We start from the raw sequence: 18,866 nt of genomic DNA, 5'->3' as shown, positions 1-18,866 counted from the left end.
TCGCGCATCATGCCGGTATCGGGCGGGGGCGCAGGCCTGTAATGCCCGGGCGGCAGTCGATACGGACAGCCTGCTGGTGATCGCCGGTGTGGTCACCCGGGCCTGTAATGACAAGGAGCAGGTCGAGCCGATGCTCGAGCCACTGGCGGCCCTGCCGGACTCGCCGGGCAGCGTCGACAGGCTGCTGGCCGACACCGGGTATTTCAGTGCCCTGCGAACAGGCCGGCATGGATCCACACATCGCGGTGAAGCGGGAAGTCCACCACACGCCGCCGCTGGAGCGGTTCACCGAACCGATGCCGCTGGCCGAGGGCAGTTCGCCGACGGAGCGGATGTCGCACAAGCTGCAGACCCGGGCGGGACGTGCCGTTTATGCGCTGCGCACCATGGTGATGCAAAAATCTGCCGGGGCGGGTCGCACGCCTCATCTGCCGACGGCAAGCCCGACAGGCTGCTAGATGCGGAAACCGTGAGTGGAGCCGTCCGGCAGCTCTACTGTCAGGCTCATGTGGCCGCCCAGAGCTTCTACATAGCGCTTGATGCTGCTCAGACGCGCATCATTGTTGGTACGTTCCAGATTGGCGATGGTGGGTTGCTTGACGCCCATCGCGTCAGCCAGTTCCGCCTGGGTCAGGTCAGCCAACTGACGGATACGAGACAAGCTCATTTCCATTCGCATGGCGTCGGCTTCTTTGCGCACGGCCTCGCGGAATTCCGGGGTTTCCTCGGCAAGCAGTTCGGCCAGAGTTGTGGTCTTCATGGGAGTCTCCCCCTATTTACGTGATGCCAGATAGTCGGTGTATTCCTGATCTGCCTGCAGAATCATGGTCTTGTAAAAGCGTTTTTCGTCGCCTTCCTTGTTGCCTGCGCAAAGCACAATGCCATTGCGCTCAGGATCAAAGGCGAAAAAGGCTCTCAAGGGTCGGCCACCGCTTTGAATGCGTAGTTCCTTCATGTTGGGGTAACGCGACCCCTTGAGCGTGTCAGCGTATGGCCTCGGCAGTTGTGGGCCATGTTCTTGCAGTAGCTCCAGGGCCGCAGCAACTTTCGCTCTGTCCGCGTCGTTCAGGGACTGATACCACGTCTTGAATGTTGGGGTTGTTTCCATGCTCCACACGTTTAACGTTCTCCGTTCTATAGCCAATATTCTATATAGATAATTGGCTATCGTAAAACCTTTTAGGTCGGCGGCGGAGCAGGGCGGTGCCACGATGATTGGGATGCTGGTTCGCGCAGCGAACGCATGCAGGTGCGAAGCGCCGATCACGGGTTAGGTGTGGTTGGAAAATAAAGGAACTACCTGTAGGGTCCCGTGTGATTAATCACCCGCCTCTTGCAACAACCGGCATCGAAACAAGATCAAGTGCCTGATGTAGGAAGACAATGGCTTTGTGCTCTATTACAAGGTGCTGGCCGAGGAGCGCTTCAAGTGGCCCGGCCAGCGGCATGTGCACCCCGCCAGTATCCGGACTGTTCGCGACACGATCAGTCGTCCAGCCTGGCACGCATCCTGGTGCGGAACTCTGCGCGCTCCAGCAGCCTGGCCTCAGCGTTTTTGACGCGATAGGCGCGGTGAGCGATCTCCTCATCCCGGGACTGCTCAGCCGAGCCACCGCGAGGGCCAGCCATGTTAACGTTCGGACGCCAGTTGCTGACCCAGCCGAATTGCCATGCCGGGTGTCAGGCCGTCGTTGAAGTCGATGCCCCTGGGTAGACACACCACTACCGAGGAGCCGAGTCGGAAGCGGCCCATCTCCTCGCCCTTTTCCAGCCTGATCGGCTCGTCGCGGTACCCGTCGCTGCGCGGCTGGCGCGACTGCGGCGTTACTTGGCCGCTCCACACCGTTTCGATACCGGCGACGATCATCGCACCTACCAGCACCAGTGCCATCGGCCCGAAATCGGTCTCGAACAGGCATACCAGGCGCTCGTTGCGAGCAAACAGGTTGGGCACCTGGTTGGCGGTTGCCTGGTTGACCGAGAAGAGGCGCCCGGGTACGTAAATGGTGCGCATCAGGCGCCCGGCCAGCGGCATGTGCACCCGGTGGTAGTCGCGCGGCGATAGATAAACGGTCGCGAAGCTGGTGTCGCGCAGCGGCGCGGCGGCGGCTTCATCGCCGCCCAGCAGGGCGGTGAGCGAGTAGGCCTGGCCCTTGGCCTGGATCAGGGTGCCGTGCTCGATACGGCCGAACTGCGACAGCACGCCGTCGGCCGGCGACACCAGGCCCTCTTCTATGGGCCGGGCAGCGGGTTTCAGGGCGCGGGTAAAAAAGGCGTTGAAGTTCTCATAGGCACCGAGATCCGGCTCCAGCGCCTCGCTCATGTCGATGTCGTAGCGTTTGGCGAACTGGCGAATAAAGGTATCGCGCACCCACGGCTGGCGGCAGTTGGCGACGCGCCCTGCCAGCCGCGACAGGGCGTGTTGGGGCAGTGGGTACTGAAGCGCGGCAAAGAGTTTCTCGCGGTTCACGATGGCGTCGATTCCGGTTGATGGTGTGTTGAGAAATTACTGTTCGATCGGCGTGTCGTCACGGTTGCCCCACTCCTGCCAGGAGCCGGGATAGGCGCGAATGTTGTAGCCCAATGCATGGCCCAGCATCCAGCTCAGGCCGCTGCGGTGGTGGCTCTGACAGTGGGTGACGATCTCACGGTCGGCGCCCAGCCCCATCGCTTCCAGCTCTACCATCAACTGGGAGAGATCGCGCAGACGCAGCTGTCGCTCCCTGTCCATCAACTCGGTCCACTCGAAGTTGACCGCGCCGGGAATATGGCCGAGGCGCTGGTTCTGGCCCTTTTCGCCGTTGTACTCCTCGGGGCTGCGAGCATCCCAGATAGCCAGCGCCTGCTCGCCCAGCCGCGCCATCAGCTCCTCGCGGTCGATGGCAAGCTCGGGGCGTTCGATACTGGCGCGGTAGTCGCTCGGTTCCGGCGGCGTCTCTTCACTGGAGGTCGGCAGTCCCTCGGCGCGCCAGGCGTGAATGCCGCCGTTGAGCCACGACCAGCGCTCATGGCCAATCAGTGACAGCGTCCATGCCAGCCGTCCGGCCCAGCCGCCGCCCTCGTCATCGTAGAGCACCACGTGGCGCTCGGGAGTGAGGCCCAGCGACGAGAACAGCGCGGAGAGCGCCTGCTCGTCCGGCACGTCGTTGGCAACCGGGGGACGGCCAGACAGCAGACGGCGGTGGTCGAGAAAAAGTGCTCCGGGCACGTGGCCATCGCGATAGCTTTGCGCGCTGGCCGGCACATCGATGATCAAAAGCGACGGGTCGTCGAGGCGCTCCGCGAGCGCCTGTGGCTCGATAATCAGCGGCAGATCCTTCTCTTCGCCTGGCATCACATTCCCCTCATGACGTGCTGCGGGTTCAAATCCGCTTCACAGCATTACATACTCGCTGGCGTCCCGCTAAGAAAACCACCGCAGGACAGGATTCGACCGGGCCAAGCGACATACAACGTCTAACCATCGGAGAGTCAGTGTGCTCGAAGCATATTTCAAAACAAAAGAGCAGGGCAGCAGCGTGCGCCGCGACATCATGGCCGGTATCGCCACCTTTCTGGCCGCGATGTATATCATCGTGGTCAACCCGTCGATTCTTGCCGACGCCGGCGTGCCTTTCGCCAGCGCGCTGACCGCCACCGTGCTGGTCAGTTTCTTCGCCAGCCTGATGATGGGGCTCTACGCCCGCAACCCGATCCTGATCGCGCCGGGCATGGGGCTCAATGCGTTTTTTACCTACACCATGGTGATCGGCGCCGGTATCCCGTGGCAGACGGCATTGGGCTGCGTGTTCTGGGCCGGCGTTTTGTACGCCCTGCTGGCAGTGTTCAACCTGCGTCAGTACATCATCGACGCCATTCCCGCCCAACTGCGCTACGCCATCGCCTGCGGTATCGGGCTGTTCATTACCGTAATCGGGCTGGTCAACGCCGGCTTTCTGGTCACCAGCCCGGCCACTGTGGTCAGTATGGGCGAGATGACGCCGATGCTGGCGACCTTTCTGATCGGGCTGGGATTTACCGCCGTGCTGGTGGCGCTGCGTATGCAGGGCGCGTTGATTATCGGCATCGTGGTAACCACGCTGCTGGCGACGCCCATCGGCCGGCTGTGGGGCGATGCCAGCGCGGTGTCGGCGACCGGCAGCGCCACCCTGGTCAACTTCAGCGGCGTGTTCGCCTGGCCGGATTTCAGCGCCTTTTTTCAGCTCGACCTGCTTGATGCGCTGACGGTCGGTTACTGGCCGTTCATCTTCGTTATGCTGTTTACGACCCTGTTCGATGGCCTTTCCACTTTCATGGGGGTTTGTCAGGCCGGCGGCATGCTGGATGACAAGGGCGATCCGCGCAATATTCGCCAGTCGATGGTGGTCGATGCCTTCTCGACGCTGCTGGCCGGTCCGATGGGTACCAGTCCTGCTACCGCCTTCGTGGAGTCCGCCACCGGGATTAGCCAGGGCGGTCGCAGCGGCCTGGTGGCGGTGACCGCCGCTGCACTGTTTTTGCCCTTTCTTTTTCTGTCGCCGCTGTTGTCGCTGGTGCCGGCGATCGCGACTGCTCCGGCGCTGATCCTGGTGGGTGTCTTCATGCTCGAGCCGATTCGCCATATCCACTGGCACGACTACGACGACGCCATCCCGGCCTTTATCGCCATGATCCTGATTCCGCTCACCTACTCCATAACTCAGGGGGTGGTGTTCGGTTTTCTGGCCTTTGTGGTGATCAAGACCGGCGTCGGCAAGGCGCGTGAAATTCGTCCCACCATGTGGGTACTGGCGGCGCTGTCACTGCTTCTTTTGTTGACCGAGTGAACCGACTGGCGGGTTCTCAGCCCGCCTGCACTTCATCCACGATATGGCGAAAGCTCTCCAGCCGCTCGGCGGCGATGTCGCCGTTCTCGACGGCAGCGAGGATGGCGCAGCCGGGCTCACGGCGGTGGTGGCAGTCGCGAAAGCGGCAGTGGCCGAGATAGGGACGAAACTCGACAAAACCGGCCTCGATTTCGCGTTCGTCGAGGTGGCCGAGGCCGAAGTCGCGAATGCCGGGGGAGTCGATCAGCGCGCCCTTGCCCTCTCTGAAGTGATAAAGACGCGCGGTCGTGGTGGTGTGGCGCCCCTTGCGGCTGTCGAGGGAGAGCTCGCCGATGCGCAGTTCGGCGTCGGGCAACAGCGCATCGATCAGTGATGACTTGCCCACACCGCTCTGGCCGACGAACACTGCCGTAACGTCCAGAAGCACCTCGGCAAGCGCCGTCAGACCCTCCTCACGGCGGGTTGTGGCGCCGATCACGGCGTAGCCCAGCGTTCGGTAGCGATGGGCGAGCGCATGCAGCGGATGGTCATCACCGAGCAGGTCGAGCTTGTTGAGCACCAGCGCAGGCGTTATGCCGGTCGCCTCGGCGGCCACCAGATAGCGATCAATCAAAAAGGGGTGGGGCTCGGGCTCGACGGCCAGCACGATCAGAATGCGGTCAATATTGGCCGCCACGTCGCGCAGTCGGCCGCGGGCGTCGGGACGGGCAAGCGTCGAGCGGCGCGGCAGGCGCGCCTCGACCACGCCGCTGCCGTCGCTGCCACGGCGCCAGCTGACATGGTCGCCGGTGACCAGCGGCTCGAGATTGGCGCGCAGATGGCAGCGGTAGCGTTGCCCATGGCTGTCCTCGACTTCCAGGTGGCGGCCGAAATGCGCCACTACTCGCCCGGGCTCTTCATCGCCGTAGGCGGCGTCGCTTGTGTCGGCAGCCTCGCGCTGTTGGGCGCGACGAGCGCGCTCACCCTGGGTTTTTTCGATGCGCCGGCGCTGCTGGCGGCTGAGCTTGCGTTGACTCATCGGGCTCCGGCGTATCGGATCGGCATCTGGAGGTGGCGATGCTGGTGGAAAACGGTCACCGATTGTACGCTGGTATTCATATGCCTTTCATCCCGAGAGGAATTCACCGACCTGCCGCGGAACTGCCATGAGTCGCCAAGCCGAACGCCTGATCTGGATCGATCTCGAAATGACCGGTCTCGATCCGGCGCGTGATCGCATCATCGAGATTGCCACTATTGTTACCGATAATCAGCTTGACCTGATCGCCGAAGGGCCGGTGATCGCCATTCACCAGAGCGATGAGCAGCTGGCGCTGATGGATGACTGGAACACCCGCACCCATGGCAACAGTGGCCTTACCGAGCGGGTGCGTCAGAGCCGCTTCAGTACCGCCGAAGCGGAGCAGAGCACGCTCGAGTTTCTCAAGCTGCACGTGGCCCAGGGCGCCTCGCCAATGTGTGGCAACAGCGTTCACCAGGACCGCCGTTTCATGCAGCACGAGATGCAGGCGCTGGAGGCCTTCTTTCACTATCGCAACCTGGATGTCTCTACCCTCAAGGAGCTGGCGCGGCGCTGGAAACCCTCGGTTCTGGAGGGGCTGAAGAAAAACGGCAGTCACCAGGCGCTGGACGATATCCGCGACTCCATCGAGGAGCTGAAGTACTACCGCCAGCATATGCTGGCGATTTAAGGAAGCACTGCATAAATGCCTGCACGAGTGAATGGCTGTGTTGCGCGGTACTCAAAATATCGCCTAACCCCATGTTATGTCTCGCTTTCTGCGTTCCGTGCGCCTTGCCCTTCATCTCGCTCGGCGATTTATTCAGCACTTCCTTAAGCAGAGCTTTTGGCGATAACCTCGCGATAGCCGGCTTCGACCAGCGGTGCAGCAGGCGGGTCGTGGGCCTCGTCGCGGCGCCGATACTGCTCGCTCAGCGCCCAGTGCACGTGTTCGCGTACCACGTCGTCGGGCCAGGCACGGCGGGTGCGCAGGGCGCTGACGATCTCGGAGCTGAAGGGGGCATTGCCCAGCCCCACGGCGAGGTTGCGCAGCCAGCGCTCATAGCCCAGCCGGCGCAGCGGACTGCCGGCGGTGTTGGCGAGAAATTCCGCCTCGCTCCAGTTGAACAGATCGACCAGTCTGGCACGGTCGAGTTCGTGACGCGGTGCGAAGTCGGCCTCGCGGCTGGCGCGGGTAAAACGGGTGAAGGGGCAGACCAGCTGGCAGTCGTCGCAGCCGAATACCCGGTTGCCCATGGCGCGGCGAAACTCCTCGGGGATGGGGCCGTGCTTCTCGATGGTGAGGTAGGAGATGCAGCGCCGCGCGTCGACCACGGCGTCGTCGACGATGGCGCCGGTCGGGCACCAGCGCTGACAGCGCCGGCAGCTGCCGCAGTGCGCCCCTTCGAACGGCGGGTCAAGCGGTAGCGGCAGGTCGGTATAGAGTTCACCGAGAAAGAACAGTGAGCCGGCCCGCGGGTTGAGAATCATGGCATTCCTGCCAAACCAGCCCAGTCCCGCTTTCTGCGCCAGCGCGCGCTCCATCACCGGCGCCGAATCGACGAAGGCGCGATAGCCAAAGGGGCCGATCTCGGTTTCCAGCTTCCCGGCCAGCTGTGCCAGCCGCTTGCGAATCAGCTTGTGATAATCGCGGCCCAGTGCGTAGCGCGCCACATAGGCGCGCTCGGGGTGCGCCAGCATGCGCACGCTTTCGACCTCCGGTGGCAGGTAATCCATGCGTACGCTGATGACCCGCAGGGTGCCGGGCTGCAGCTCGGCGGGGCGGCTGCGCTTGCTGCCGTGACGCGCCATGTAATCCATCTCGCCGTGGTAACCGGCGGCCAGCCACTGCTGCAGATACTGTTCGTGGTCGCCCAGCTCGGTGTCGGTAATGCCGAGCTGCTGAAAGCCGAGCTCACGCGCCCAGTGGCGCAGGCTGTCGGCCACGGCTTGTGGATCGAGGCCCCGATGGCGTTCGGGATCGAAGCGGATAGCGGTCATGACGGTCGGGAGATCGTGGTGGCCCTTGAGCGGGTAGGTTTTCAGTCTACATCAGGCCGGCGGGGTGGCCCAAAAGCGCTCTATATTGAACCACGCTGGTGTCGGTGAGGTCGCATGGAGGTGTTCCGCGCAGGAAAGGTCATGATGCAATATGAGAAAATGCTGAAAATTGAACTTTCATCAGTCGTCGTGCAGAGGCACCGCCAGTATGAACAGTGAGCCGAGACTCTATAGTGGCGCAGCAACGCGGGAGCTGGATCGTCGCATCATCGCATCCGGCGTGCCTGGTTTCGCCCTGATGATGGATGCCGGCCGCGCCGCTCTGGAGGAGATCGAGCATCGCTGGCCCGGCGCGCGGCACCTCTGCGTGCTGTGCGGTGGCGGCAACAACGGCGGTGATGGCTATGTCGTGGCGGCACTGGCGCGTCGGCGTGGCTGGCGGGTGACGCTGATCGCCCTGCGTGATCCATCGCAGTTGAGCGCTGAGGCCGCCGAAGCGGTTCAACTGGCCCGCCGCAGCGGCGTCGAGATCACCCCCTGGCATCAGGAAATGCGCCTGCCTGCCGATAGTGACGTTGTGGTCGATGGCCTGCTGGGTACCGGCGTCAGCGGTGCGCTGCGTTCTCCTTATGGCGATGCCATAGCGGCGATCAACGCCATGTCCTGCCCGGTGGTGGCGTTGGATATTCCCTCGGGGCTGGTGGCCGACAGCGGTGCCACGCTTGAGGCGTGCGTGCGCGCCGATCTGACCGTCACCTTCATTGCCCGCAAGTTCGGCCTCTATACCGGCATGGCGGCGGATTTTACCGGCGAGATCGTGCTGGCGCCGCTGGCGCTCGACCCGGCGCTGCTTGACGATGTCGAGGCAATGGGCGAGCTGCTGGAGGCCGATCGGCCGGCGCAGACCCTGCCACGCCGCCGTCCGACCACTCACAAGGGGCACTGTGGCCACCTGCTGGTGGTAGGAGGGCAGTCCGGTTTTGGTGGCTCGACCATCATGTGCGCCGAAACCGCCGCGCGGCTGGGTGCCGGTTTGGTGAGTCTGGCAACCGACAGTGTGCATATCCCGCCGGCGCTGGCGCGCTGCCCGGAACTAATGGTCAGCGCGGCACGCAACGGGTTGGATATCGAGGTGCTGGTTGACAGGGCCAGCGCCGTGTTGATCGGCCCCGGACTGGGGCAGGGCGCCTGGGGGCAGGGGCTGATGCAGACCGTGATGAAGGCGTCAGGGCCGCGCATCGTCGATGCCGACGGTCTGCATCTGCTGGCCGCCGGCTACGCCGGCGAGCGTCGCGACGACTGGATCCTGACGCCGCACCCCGGCGAGGCGGCGATGCTGCTGGGCTGCTCGATCGGCGAGATACAAAACGATCGCCACGGGGCGGCACACGCATTGCAGCGTCGCTATGGCGGCGTGATCGTGCTCAAGGGGGCCGGCACCCTGGTCGTGGGCGAGCCGGGCGGCGGACAGGACAGCCTGCACTGCTACGTCAGCCGCTTCGGCAATCCCGGCATGGCGTCGGGCGGCATGGGGGATGTGCTGGGAGGCATTATCGCGGCCCTGCTGGTACAGGGTCTGGAGCCACTCGAGGCCGCCGCCAGCGGCGTGCTGATTCACGCCCTCGCCGCCGATGACGCGGCCCGTGACGGCGGCGAGCGTGGCCTGCTGGCGAGCGATCTGGCAAGCTATGCGCGTCGCCGGGCCAATCCGGACGCCCCTGCGAGCCCGACGCGAGCGCAGGTTTGAAGCGATATGACAACAGCGACAGCGATTTTCGAGCTTCACGACGAACAGGCCCAGGTGGCCTTCGGCGCCCGGCTGGCCGAAGCCCTCGGTTTTCTGGGCATCGTCTATTTAAGCGGCGAGCTGGGTGCCGGCAAGACCACGCTGGCACGCGGTGCGCTGCGTGCGCTGGGTCACGAAGGGGCGGTCAGAAGTCCTACCTATACCCTGGTTGAACCCTACAAGCCCGGTGGTGAAAGGGTGGTTTACCATTTCGACCTTTATCGCCTCGGCGATCCGGAGGAGCTGGAGTTTATCGGTGCGCGCGACATGCTGGCAGAGCCTTCGCTGGCGTTGATCGAGTGGCCGCAGCGAGGTGCCGGCTGGCTGCCAGCGGCCGATGTGACGGTGACGCTGACCGTCGACGGCGCCGGGCGTCGCGCCCGGTTGAGCGCTACCGGCGAGCGTGGCCGAGCGGCGCTGGCGGGGCTGGCGACAGTAGGCACCGAGAATGTAAAGCTGATTTCCCGGGAGGTAACGCCATGAATACCCCGGGTATGACCCAGAGCAGAGAGTGACCGAGTAGCATGAAGTTACCCGCGGCCTTCCTTTTATCCATCCTGACGCTGCTGGTGCTGTGCGGCACGACCGTGCGGGCGGCGCAGCTGGAGGATATGCGCCAATGGAGCGATGACGGCACCACCCGGCTCGTGTTCGATCTCTCCAGCGATACCGACACCGAGGTTTTCACCCTCGACGACCCGGCCCGGCTGGTGATCGACTTCAGCGATACCTCGCTCAATGCGCGCCTGGAAAGTGCCGTGACCGGCAGCGGTCTGGTACGTGACGTGCGTTCCGGGGTGCGTAATGGTCGCGACCTGCGGATCGTCGTCGACCTGACACAGCGTGCCAGCGCCAACGCCTTTGAATTGCCGCCCGGCGGTGGCCATGGTCATCGTATGGTGGTCGATCTGACCACCGGTGACCCGGACCGTCCGACGGCGGCAGCAGGCGGCCAGGGTACAGACCCCATCAATCAGCTGATTCAGCAGCAGGAGCAGGCTGCGCGCGACCGCATTGCGGCGCGTGCCGAGAGCGCCAGCGACCGCGCGTCAAGCAGTGTAACGGCGCCGCCGGTGAGCAATCAGCCCACCACCGAATCACGCCAGGCGGCACGACCTCATCCGCGTCGCGATATCATCGTGGTCATCGACCCCGGGCACGGTGGCAAGGATCCCGGTGCCATCGGTCCCGACGGCACCCGGGAGAAGAACGTGGTACTGGCGATCGGCAAGCGACTCAAGCGTCAGATCGACGCCATGTCGGGCTTCACCGCTTATCTGACCCGTGATAACGACACCTTCATTCCGCTGCGCGAGCGTACCCGTATTGCTCGCCGCCATCACGCTGACTTTTTCGTCTCCGTACATGCCGATGCCTCCGGCGGTTCGGCAACGCCGCGCGGTAGTTCGGTCTATGCCCTTTCACAGCACGGCGCTACCTCCGAGCAGGCGCGCTGGCTGGCACGAACCGAGAATCGCGCCGACCTGATTGGCGGTGTGGACGGCGATCTGAGCCTTGAAAACAAGGATCAGGTACTGCGCGGCGTGCTGCTCGACCTGAGCATGACGGCCACGGTCAACGACTCGCTGGCGGCGGGCACGGATGTACTGAGCCACATGGGGCAGGCCAATCGGCTGTTTCACTCCAATGTGGAGCAGGCCGGTTTCGTGGTGCTGAAATCGCCCGATATTCCCTCGCTGCTGGTGGAGACCGGCTTTCTCACCAACCCCACCGAGGAGCGCCTGCTCAATACTTCATCTCACCAGCAGCAGCTGGCCGAGGCGATCGCCAGCGGTATCGCGCAGCACTTCAGGCGTTCGCCGCCGCCCGATAGCCTGCTGGCCTGGCAGCGCGACCAGGGCCGCGGCGGCGGCAGCGACGAGTATCGCGTACAGCCGGGTGATACCCTGTCCGGCATTGCGGCAAGCCAGGGCGTGTCGCTGGCGGCGCTGCGCCGGATCAATGATCTGCAGACCGATGTGCTGCGGTTGGGGCAGGTACTGACCATTCCGCAGGGGTGATGGCGAGGAGAGAGCATGAGTGAACAGAGCGCGGCGGTCGTCGGGCGCATTCACGCGCTGGCGCCGCGACTGGCCAACCAGATCGCTGCCGGCGAGGTGGTGGAGCGTCCCGCCTCGGTGGTCAAGGAACTGGTGGAGAACGCCATCGATGCCGGCAGCTCGCGTATCGAGATCGAGCTGGAAAGCGGTGGTGCCAAACTGATTCGGGTGCGCGATAACGGCAGCGGTATCGCGCACGACGATCTCGGTCTGGCGCTGTCGCGCCACGCCACCAGCAAGATCGACAGCCTCGACGACCTGGAGGGCGTCGCCAGCCTCGGCTTTCGCGGCGAGGCGCTGGCCGCTACCAGTGCGGTGTCGCGACTGGAGCTCTACTCCAATATCAGCGACGAGCCGGCAGACGGCTGGCGGGTGGTCGCCGAGGGTCGCGAGATGCAGCCGCGCATCTCGCCCGCGCCGCACCCCCGCGGGACCACCGTCACGGTGCGCGATCTGTTTTTCAATACGCCGGCACGGCGCAAGTTTCTGCGTACCGAGAAAACCGAGTTCGGCCACGTCGAGGAGGCCTTTCGGCGCCTTGCGCTGGCCCGTCACGACGTCGAGCTGATTCTGCGTCACAACCGCAAAACGGTGCATCAGCTGCCCGGCGGTAATCATCAGGAGGGGATGGAGAAGCGTATCGCGCAGCTGATGGGGCGCGCTTTTCTCGACAACGCCATGCGCGTCGATATGGCGGCCACCGGGCTGGCGCTCAGGGGTTGGGTAGGGCTGCCCACCCATACCCGCAGTCAGCCGGACCAGCAGTATTTTTTCGTCAATGGCCGTGTCATTCGCGACCGGTTGGTGGCCCATGCGGTGCGCCAGGCCTACCGTGATGTGCTGTTCCACGGCCGTCATCCGGTGTTTGTGCTCTACCTGGAGCTCGATGCCCAGGGCGTGGACGTCAACGTTCATCCCACCAAGCACGAGGTGCGCTTTCGTGACGCCCGGCTGGTGCACGATTTTCTCTACTCCAGCCTGCACCGCGCGCTGGCCGAGACGCGCCCGGGCAGCGGCGGGGCGGACGATGAGTCTGCGTCGAATGCCACCCCTGAAGCACCGCCGGCTGGCGAGCCACCGGGTGCCGATCGCTCGCTGCACGATCAGCAGCGCATGGCGCTGGGCGAGGCGCCGGAGGAGCGTGGCGCGCCACGGGACGGGGGCGGTACAGCGGGTTCCGCCACCGGCGCCGCACCGCACCGCTCCCGCCCCCCAGGCGAGCAGCGGGTGCGCGAATTCATGGCCGGCTATCGGGCGCTCCATCCCGATCACGAGCAGCGTCTGCTGACGCCGCGCGAAGCCGGACCCACGGATGACGGGGATACACCATCGCGCGGGGAGGCCGAGCCGGCAGTCGAGGGGCAGGCCGAGCCGGCGTCCGGCATGGTCCCGGATGCCACCGCACCGCCACCGCTGGGTTACGCCGTGGCGCAGCTGCACGGTGTCTACATCCTTGCCCAGAGCGCCGGCGGTATGGTGCTGGTCGATATGCACGCCGCCCATGAGCGCATCACCTATGAGCGCATGAAGCGTCAGTATCTGGCCGAGGGCATCGATACTCAGCCACTGCTGGTGCCGCTGTCGCTGTCGGTCAGCGAGGCGCAGACGGAGCTGGTGGACGCCGAGCACGAGGCGATCCAGCGCATGGGCCTGGCGCTGGAGGCGGCGGGGCCGCAGACGCTACTGGTGCGCGAGGTGCCGGCGCTTTTGCAGGGTGGTGACATCGACGCGCTGGTGCGCGAGGTGCTCGACGAATTGGCGGGCTTCGGGCGCAGTCGGGCGGTGGAGGACAAGCTGTTCGATCTGCTCTCGACCATGGCCTGCCACGGCAGTGTGCGCGCCAACCGGCGTTTGACCATCGAGGAGATGAATGCGCTGCTGCGCGACATGGAGCGCACCGAACGCAGCGGCCAGTGCAATCATGGCCGTCCCACCTGGGTGGAGATGTCGATGCGCGACCTGGATCGTCTTTTCCTGCGCGGCCAGTAGCGGCGCCGGAGCGGCAAGCGCATGAATATGGAGCCATCCGCTGCACAACCATCGGCCATTCTGCTGATGGGGCCGACCGCCACCGGCAAGACCGAGCTGGCGATCGAGCTGCATGAGCAGTGGGGTGTCGAGCTGATCAGCGTCGATTCGGCGCTGGTCTATCGCGGTATGGATATCGGCACCGCCAAGCCTTCGGCGCAGGAGCTGGCGCGTGCGCCGCACCGGCTGATCGATATTCGTGACCCGGCCGAGCCCTACTCCGGAGTGGCCTTTCGCGAGGACGCTCTGGCCGCTATCGAGGAGATTACCGCCCGGGGGCGAACGCCGCTGCTGGTGGGCGGCACCATGCTCTATTTTCGCCTGCTGCTGGAGGGCGCGGCGTCCATGCCGGCCGCTGATGGCGATATTCGCGCCGAGCTCGAGCAGCTTCAGGCCCGGGGCGGGTCGCAGGCGCTGCACGCCGAGCTGTTGCGCGTCGACCCCGAGTCGGCGGCGCGGCTGCATCCCAACGACCCGCAGCGGCTGATGCGGGCACTGGAGGTGTATCGTGTAAGCGGCGAGACGCTGGGCGAGCACTGGCGTCGTCAGCCGCCGGTGACGCTGCCTTTTACCCCGGTGCCGATCGCGCTGCTGCCCGGTGACCGGGCGCAGCTGCATCAGCGCATCGAGGCGCGGCTGGAGAAGATGTTCGCCGGTGGCTTTATCGACGAGGTTCAGGGGCTGCGCGCGCGCGGTGATCTGAGCCTCGAGCTGCCGGCGATCAAAAGTGTCGGCTATCGTCAGGTGTGGGAGGGGCTTGATTGCGGCGTCTCGCGCCCCCAAATGCAGTTCAGAGCGCTGACGGCTACGCGGCAGCTGGCCAAACGTCAGATCACCTGGCTTCGTCGTTGGCCCGGCGCCTGCTATCTTGACCCCATGGCGTCCGATACATCACGGCAATTGGCTAAAATCGTGCGCTCTATCAGCACTTGACGTAATATGGACGGTCATTGCAGACGACCATCAGCACTTCGGGACGTGGACATATCTCGCGCCGGTCGCGGGATGGCAGGTCAACAACCGACAATGAAATGCAGCCCGGTTTTCCGGGCGTATCAGGAGATGCGTTTTCGGGGCTCTCCGACCGCATTTTTAAAAAACATATCAAGTAATCGGCATTTTGGGAGTACCACATGTCCAAAGGACAGTCCCTTCAGGATCCTTATCTGAACGTTCTCCGCAAGGAGCGAATCCCCGTTTCCATTTTTCTTGTCAACGGCATCAAGCTGCAGGGCCAGATCGAATCCTTCGATCAGTTCGTGATTCTGCTGCGCAACACCGTCAGCCAGATGGTCTACAAGCACGCTATCTCGACCGTCGTGCCGGCGCGCAACGTTCGTCTGCCGGCTCAGGATCCCGCTGCTCCCGGGCAGGAAAGTTGATGGTGAGGCACTGATTGTTTTTTGAGCGTCCCCGTAGCGGGGAAGTGGCTGTCCTGGTGCATATCGACTTCCAGGACAGCACCGAGCGTGAAGAAACCGCCGAATTCATGGAGCTGGTACGCAGTGCCGGTGCGACGTCGGCTGCGCTGCTGACCGGTACGCGCCGTTCTCCCAGCCCGAAGACCATGATCGGCGAAGGCAAGCTCGCCGAGCTGAAGGAGATGCTGAAGGCTCACGAGGCGGAGCTGGCCATCTTCAATCATTCGCTGGCGCCTTCTCAGGAACGCAACCTGGAGCGCGAGCTGCAGTGCCGGGTGCTTGATCGCACCGGTCTGATCCTGGATATCTTCGCTCAGCGCGCGCGTACCCACGAGGGCAAGCTGCAGGTCGAGCTGGCCCAGCTGGAGTATATGTCGACGCGGCTGGTGCGCGGCTGGACTCACCTTGAGCGCCAGAAGGGCGGTATCGGTCTGCGCGGCCCGGGTGAGACCCAGTTGGAAACCGACCGACGCCTGCTGCGCGGGCGTATCAAGGCGATTCACAAACGTCTTGACCGCGTGCGCAGCCAGCGCGATCAGAGTCGCCGCTCGCGCGAGCGCGCCGAAATCCCCTCGGTTTCGCTGGTGGGCTATACCAATGCCGGCAAGTCGACGCTCTTCAATGCCCTGACCGATGCCGAGGTATACGCTGCCGATCAGCTGTTCGCCACTCTCGATCCGACCCTGCGTCGGCTCGACATCAGCGATGTCGGGCCGGTGGTTATGGCGGATACGGTCGGCTTTATCCGCCATCTGCCGCACAAGCTGGTGGAAGCTTTTCGCGCCACCCTGCAGGAGGCCGCCGAGGCGTCCCTGCTGGTGCACGTGATCGACGCTGCCGATCCGCAGCGCGAAAGCCACATCGAGCAGGTCAACGACGTGCTCGACGAGATCGGGGCCGGCGAGGTGCCGCGTCTTCTGGTGATGAACAAGACCGATCTGCTGGGCATGTCGCCCCGCCTGGAGCGCGATGGCGACGGCGTGGTGCACACCGTCTGGCTGTCGGCGCGTGACAGCGCCGGTTTTGAACTGCTCGAACAGGCCCTCGCCGAGCGGCTGGCGGTCGATCTTATCGAGACCGAGCTGGTGCTGACGCCGGAGCAGGGCTGGCTGCGCGCCCAGCTGCACGACCATCAGGGCGTGCGCGATGAGCAGTTCGACGACCAGGGGCGTGCCCATCTGAGCGTCAGAATGCCGCGCCACGACCTGTTGCGTCTGTTGTCGCACGCCGATGAGAATCCCGATAATTATCTCAGTCCTGCCGAGCAGGGCCGAGAACAGTGGTAGCGACGCGATGCAAGGATGCGGTTTCCCGTCGATCTTCAGGTGTCGGCTGTAACGCCACGCCGTGACAGCATGTTACGCTCTGCGTTTGATACCTGCCCAATCAAGTAAGCGCTGATAGAAAAGCGCGCGCGACGACAAGTCAAAGGCCGCTGGTCGGCCCTCTTGCCCAGTGGAGAAGATGTATGGCCTGGAACGAGCCTGGTGGTGGCGGCAACAACAACCAGCAGGATCCATGGAGTGGTGGCGGTCGTCGCGGTGGCGGCGGCGGCGGTGGCAACCAGGGTGGTGGCCCCCCCGATCTGGATGAAATCATTCGCAAGCTGCGGCGCAAGTTCGATGCGCTGCTGGGCCGGCGCCGCATGCGCTCGGTCGACAATAGCGGCGATGATAACGGCGGCGGTAGCAAGGGGGGTGGGGGTCGCAATCCGCTGATTCTGCCCTTGATCGTGGTCGTGATCGCACTGGTGGTGTGGGCCGGCTCCGGCTTTCACGTGGTCGATCAGTCCGAGCGCGGCGTGGTGTTTCGCTTTGGCGAGTATACCGATACGCTCGGCCCCGGACTGCACTGGAACCCGCCGCTGATCGATAACGTCGAGCGCGTCAATGTGACCCGCATCCGCTCCGCCAGTCAGAGCGATTCGATGCTGACGCGTGATGAAAACATCGTGCGTGTCAACGTCTCTGCCCAGTATGTGGTCAATGACCCGCATGCCTTTCTGGTCAACGTGCGCGGCCCTGAAATGACGCTACAGTATGCGCTCGACAGTGCGCTGCGTCAGGAAGTGGGCAATATGAACCTGCAGCGCGTGCTGACCACCGGCCGTGAAGAGCTGGCCGGCGATGTTTACAGCCGGCTGAGTTCCTATCTCGATGCCTACGGCACCGGTATTCGTCTGCAGACCGTCAATATGGAGTCTACCTCGCCGCCGGACGCGGTGCAGGACGCCTTTGACGACGTGATTCGCGCTCGTGAAGAGCAGCAGCGACTGATCAACCGCGCCAACGCCTACCGCGACGCCATCCTGCCGGAGGCCGAGGGTCGCCGTCAGCGCATGATCGAGGAGGCACAGGGTTATCGCGCTGCCGTGGTGGCCGATGCTCAGGGTGACGCCAACCGCTTTACATCGCTTTTGAGCGAGTACGAGCAGGCGCCTGAAGTGACGCGCCAGCGTCTCTATCTGGACACCATGAGCGAGGTGCTGGGTCGTACGCCCAAGGCGATCGTCGATCTGGGTAGCGACAGCAATGCGCTGACCGTGCTGCCGCTCAATCAGATGAATCTGCAGGGTGGTAATCGCGGCAGTACGAGTGGCAGCCAGCAGATCGATGCCGAGCAGCTCGAACGGATTTCCCAACAGGTCGTCGATCAGATGAGCAGCAGCAACAGCAGCAGCCAGACGTCCAACAACGGCCGCATTTCGCGGGAGGGTCGCTAATGTTCAACAATCGCGCCCTTGTCATGGTCATTGTGCTGGGCCTGCTGGCCTGGCTGGCCAGCGCCAGTTTCTATATCGTCAACGAAACCGAGCGGGGCATTAAACTGCGCTTTGGCGAGATCATCGAAAACAACATCCAGCCGGGCCTACACTTCAAATGGCCGCTGCTCAACACGGTGCGTATCTTCGATACCCGCGTGCTGTCGCTGGACTCCAACGCTACCCGCTATCTGACCAGCGACTCCAAGGCGGTCATCGTCGACTCCTTCGTGATGTGGCAGATCGACGACCCGGCGCGCTTCTACGAGGCCACTCGCGGCGTCGAGCAGGCCGCCGAGCGGCTGATTGCGCCGCGTACCGACGAAGCGCTGCGTAACACCTTCGGTCAGACCACCATGACCCAGATCGTGCGTGAACGCCCGGCGGCGCAGAGCGACAATCAGCAGGTGGTCGAGCAGGTTCAGCAGGCCGATACCGAGGTGGCCACCGAGCGCGACGAGCTGATGGTCGACCCCATCGCCCAGCTCGACAAGGCCATGCGCCGGGAGCTCGGGGTGCGCATTCTCGATATCCGCGTCAAGCGTATCGAGCTGCCGCAGGAGGTGACCCAGACGGTCTACGAGCGTATGCGCTCCGAGCGTGAGCAGGCCGCCCGCGGCTATCGCGCCGAGGGTACCCGGCGCGCGGAAGAGATCCGTGCCGATGCCGACCGTCAGCGCGAGGAAATTCTCGCCAGCGGCCGTCAGATCGCCCAGACCACGCGCGGTGAAGGCGATGCCGCGGCGGCGTCGATCTACGCCGGGGCCTATCAGCAGAACGTCGACTTCTTCGAGTTCTATCGTGCCATGCAGGCCTATCGCGACAGCTTCAAGGGCGACGGCGACCTGATGGTGCTGAGCCCGGAGAGCAACCGCTTCTTCGAGCGTTTTGTGACGCCGGAGGGGCAGGGCACACCCTGAGGTGAGACACGATCCGGTGGGATTTCTCCGCCGGGTCGTTGTGGTACCATTATGCAACCGGGGATGCTTCCCCGGTTTTTTGTG

At 64.1% G+C, this 18,866-nt stretch carries 18 protein-coding genes; 12 read left to right on the top strand and 6 right to left on the bottom strand.

The annotated features are described in order from the left end of the window. The first annotated feature begins 227 nt into the window (after window positions 1-227). Window positions 228-458: a hypothetical protein gene (locus H146_RS0117250; protein WP_019953127.1), complete on the top strand. Its 231-nt coding sequence runs from the start codon at window positions 228-230 to the stop codon at window positions 456-458. Here the strand turns inward: H146_RS0117250 and H146_RS0117245 are convergent. From H146_RS0117245 to H146_RS0117225, 4 genes are all read right to left on the bottom strand, one after another. After that, window positions 455-760, bottom strand: a complete 306-nt coding sequence (locus H146_RS0117245) for a helix-turn-helix domain-containing protein (RefSeq protein ID WP_019953126.1) — start codon at window positions 758-760, stop codon at window positions 455-457. The two genes, H146_RS0117250 and H146_RS0117245, sit on opposite strands and share 4 nt — an antisense overlap. Window positions 761-772: 12 nt before the next feature. Further along, window positions 773-1,108, bottom strand: coding sequence for a type II toxin-antitoxin system RelE/ParE family toxin (locus H146_RS0117240; protein WP_211213360.1), 336 nt, complete (start codon window positions 1,106-1,108; stop codon window positions 773-775). A gap of 522 nt (window positions 1,109-1,630) precedes the next feature. Continuing rightward, complete coding sequence (gene asd, locus H146_RS0117230; RefSeq protein WP_019953123.1) at window positions 1,631-2,470, bottom strand: archaetidylserine decarboxylase; 840 nt, start codon at window positions 2,468-2,470, stop codon at window positions 1,631-1,633. A gap of 36 nt (window positions 2,471-2,506) precedes the next feature. Continuing rightward, window positions 2,507-3,334, bottom strand: coding sequence for a sulfurtransferase (locus H146_RS0117225; RefSeq protein ID WP_019953122.1), 828 nt, complete (start codon window positions 3,332-3,334; stop codon window positions 2,507-2,509). A gap of 142 nt (window positions 3,335-3,476) precedes the next feature. Between H146_RS0117225 and H146_RS0117220 the strand changes: the two genes are divergently transcribed. Beyond that, the gene (locus tag H146_RS0117220) at window positions 3,477-4,805 is read left to right on the top strand and encodes an NCS2 family permease (protein ID WP_019953121.1); all 1,329 of its coding nucleotides are present in this window, start codon (window positions 3,477-3,479) and stop codon (window positions 4,803-4,805) included. Window positions 4,806-4,821: 16 nt separating this feature from the next. On the opposite strand, the gene rsgA is transcribed toward H146_RS0117220, so the two are convergent. Continuing rightward, window positions 4,822-5,823 (bottom strand): small ribosomal subunit biogenesis GTPase RsgA, encoded by a 1,002-nt coding sequence (gene rsgA, locus H146_RS0117215; RefSeq protein ID WP_019953120.1) that lies wholly within the window; start codon window positions 5,821-5,823, stop codon window positions 4,822-4,824. Window positions 5,824-5,950: 127 nt separating this feature from the next. Here rsgA and orn point away from each other — a divergent pair, with 127 nt between their 5' ends. Then, window positions 5,951-6,496 (top strand): oligoribonuclease, encoded by a 546-nt coding sequence (gene orn / locus H146_RS0117210; protein ID WP_019953119.1) that lies wholly within the window; start codon window positions 5,951-5,953, stop codon window positions 6,494-6,496. A gap of 143 nt (window positions 6,497-6,639) precedes the next feature. On the opposite strand, the gene queG is transcribed toward orn, so the two are convergent. After that, the gene (queG, locus tag H146_RS0117205) at window positions 6,640-7,806 is read right to left on the bottom strand and encodes a tRNA epoxyqueuosine(34) reductase QueG (RefSeq protein ID WP_019953118.1); all 1,167 of its coding nucleotides are present in this window, start codon (window positions 7,804-7,806) and stop codon (window positions 6,640-6,642) included. A 208-nt stretch (window positions 7,807-8,014) separates the two neighbouring features. Between queG and H146_RS0117195 the strand changes: the two genes are divergently transcribed. The 9 genes from H146_RS0117195 (at window position 8,015) to hflC (ending at window position 18,782) form a co-directional block, all read left to right on the top strand. Then, the gene (locus tag H146_RS0117195) at window positions 8,015-9,553 is read left to right on the top strand and encodes a bifunctional ADP-dependent NAD(P)H-hydrate dehydratase/NAD(P)H-hydrate epimerase (protein WP_019953116.1); all 1,539 of its coding nucleotides are present in this window, start codon (window positions 8,015-8,017) and stop codon (window positions 9,551-9,553) included. A gap of 6 nt (window positions 9,554-9,559) precedes the next feature. Continuing rightward, window positions 9,560-10,075 (top strand): tRNA (adenosine(37)-N6)-threonylcarbamoyltransferase complex ATPase subunit type 1 TsaE, encoded by a 516-nt coding sequence (gene tsaE, locus H146_RS0117190; protein WP_019953115.1) that lies wholly within the window; start codon window positions 9,560-9,562, stop codon window positions 10,073-10,075. A gap of 41 nt (window positions 10,076-10,116) precedes the next feature. Further along, window positions 10,117-11,613 carry an N-acetylmuramoyl-L-alanine amidase gene (locus tag H146_RS0117185; RefSeq protein WP_019953114.1) on the top strand — a complete coding sequence of 499 codons (1,497 nt, stop codon included), beginning with the start codon at window positions 10,117-10,119 and terminating at the stop codon, window positions 11,611-11,613. A 15-nt stretch (window positions 11,614-11,628) separates the two neighbouring features. After that, complete coding sequence (gene mutL / locus H146_RS0117180; RefSeq protein WP_019953113.1) at window positions 11,629-13,641, top strand: DNA mismatch repair endonuclease MutL; 2,013 nt, start codon at window positions 11,629-11,631, stop codon at window positions 13,639-13,641. A gap of 21 nt (window positions 13,642-13,662) precedes the next feature. Further along, complete coding sequence (gene miaA, locus H146_RS0117175; protein WP_019953112.1) at window positions 13,663-14,613, top strand: tRNA (adenosine(37)-N6)-dimethylallyltransferase MiaA; 951 nt, start codon at window positions 13,663-13,665, stop codon at window positions 14,611-14,613. Between the two features lie 200 nt (window positions 14,614-14,813). Continuing rightward, on the top strand, window positions 14,814-15,062 hold the full coding sequence (gene hfq / locus H146_RS0117170) for an RNA chaperone Hfq (RefSeq protein ID WP_019953111.1): 249 nt from the start codon (window positions 14,814-14,816) through the stop codon (window positions 15,060-15,062). A 14-nt stretch (window positions 15,063-15,076) separates the two neighbouring features. Next, window positions 15,077-16,387, top strand: coding sequence for a ribosome rescue GTPase HflX (hflX, locus tag H146_RS0117165; protein WP_019953110.1), 1,311 nt, complete (start codon window positions 15,077-15,079; stop codon window positions 16,385-16,387). A gap of 182 nt (window positions 16,388-16,569) precedes the next feature. Beyond that, window positions 16,570-17,823, top strand: a complete 1,254-nt coding sequence (gene hflK / locus H146_RS0117160; RefSeq protein WP_019953109.1) for an FtsH protease activity modulator HflK — start codon at window positions 16,570-16,572, stop codon at window positions 17,821-17,823. Next, entirely contained in the window at window positions 17,823-18,782 is a 960-nt protein-coding gene (gene hflC, locus H146_RS0117155; protein WP_019953108.1) for a protease modulator HflC, read from the top strand. Before hflK ends, hflC begins: the two co-directional genes overlap by 1 nt. Window positions 18,783-18,866 lie beyond the last annotated feature (84 nt).

The organism is Kushneria aurantia DSM 21353 (genome assembly GCF_000382245.1).
GTDB classification, from domain to species: domain Bacteria; phylum Pseudomonadota; class Gammaproteobacteria; order Pseudomonadales; family Halomonadaceae; genus Kushneria; species Kushneria aurantia.
Note: the sequence above shows the minus strand (reverse complement) of the source record. Positions and strands in the feature narration are given on the sequence as shown.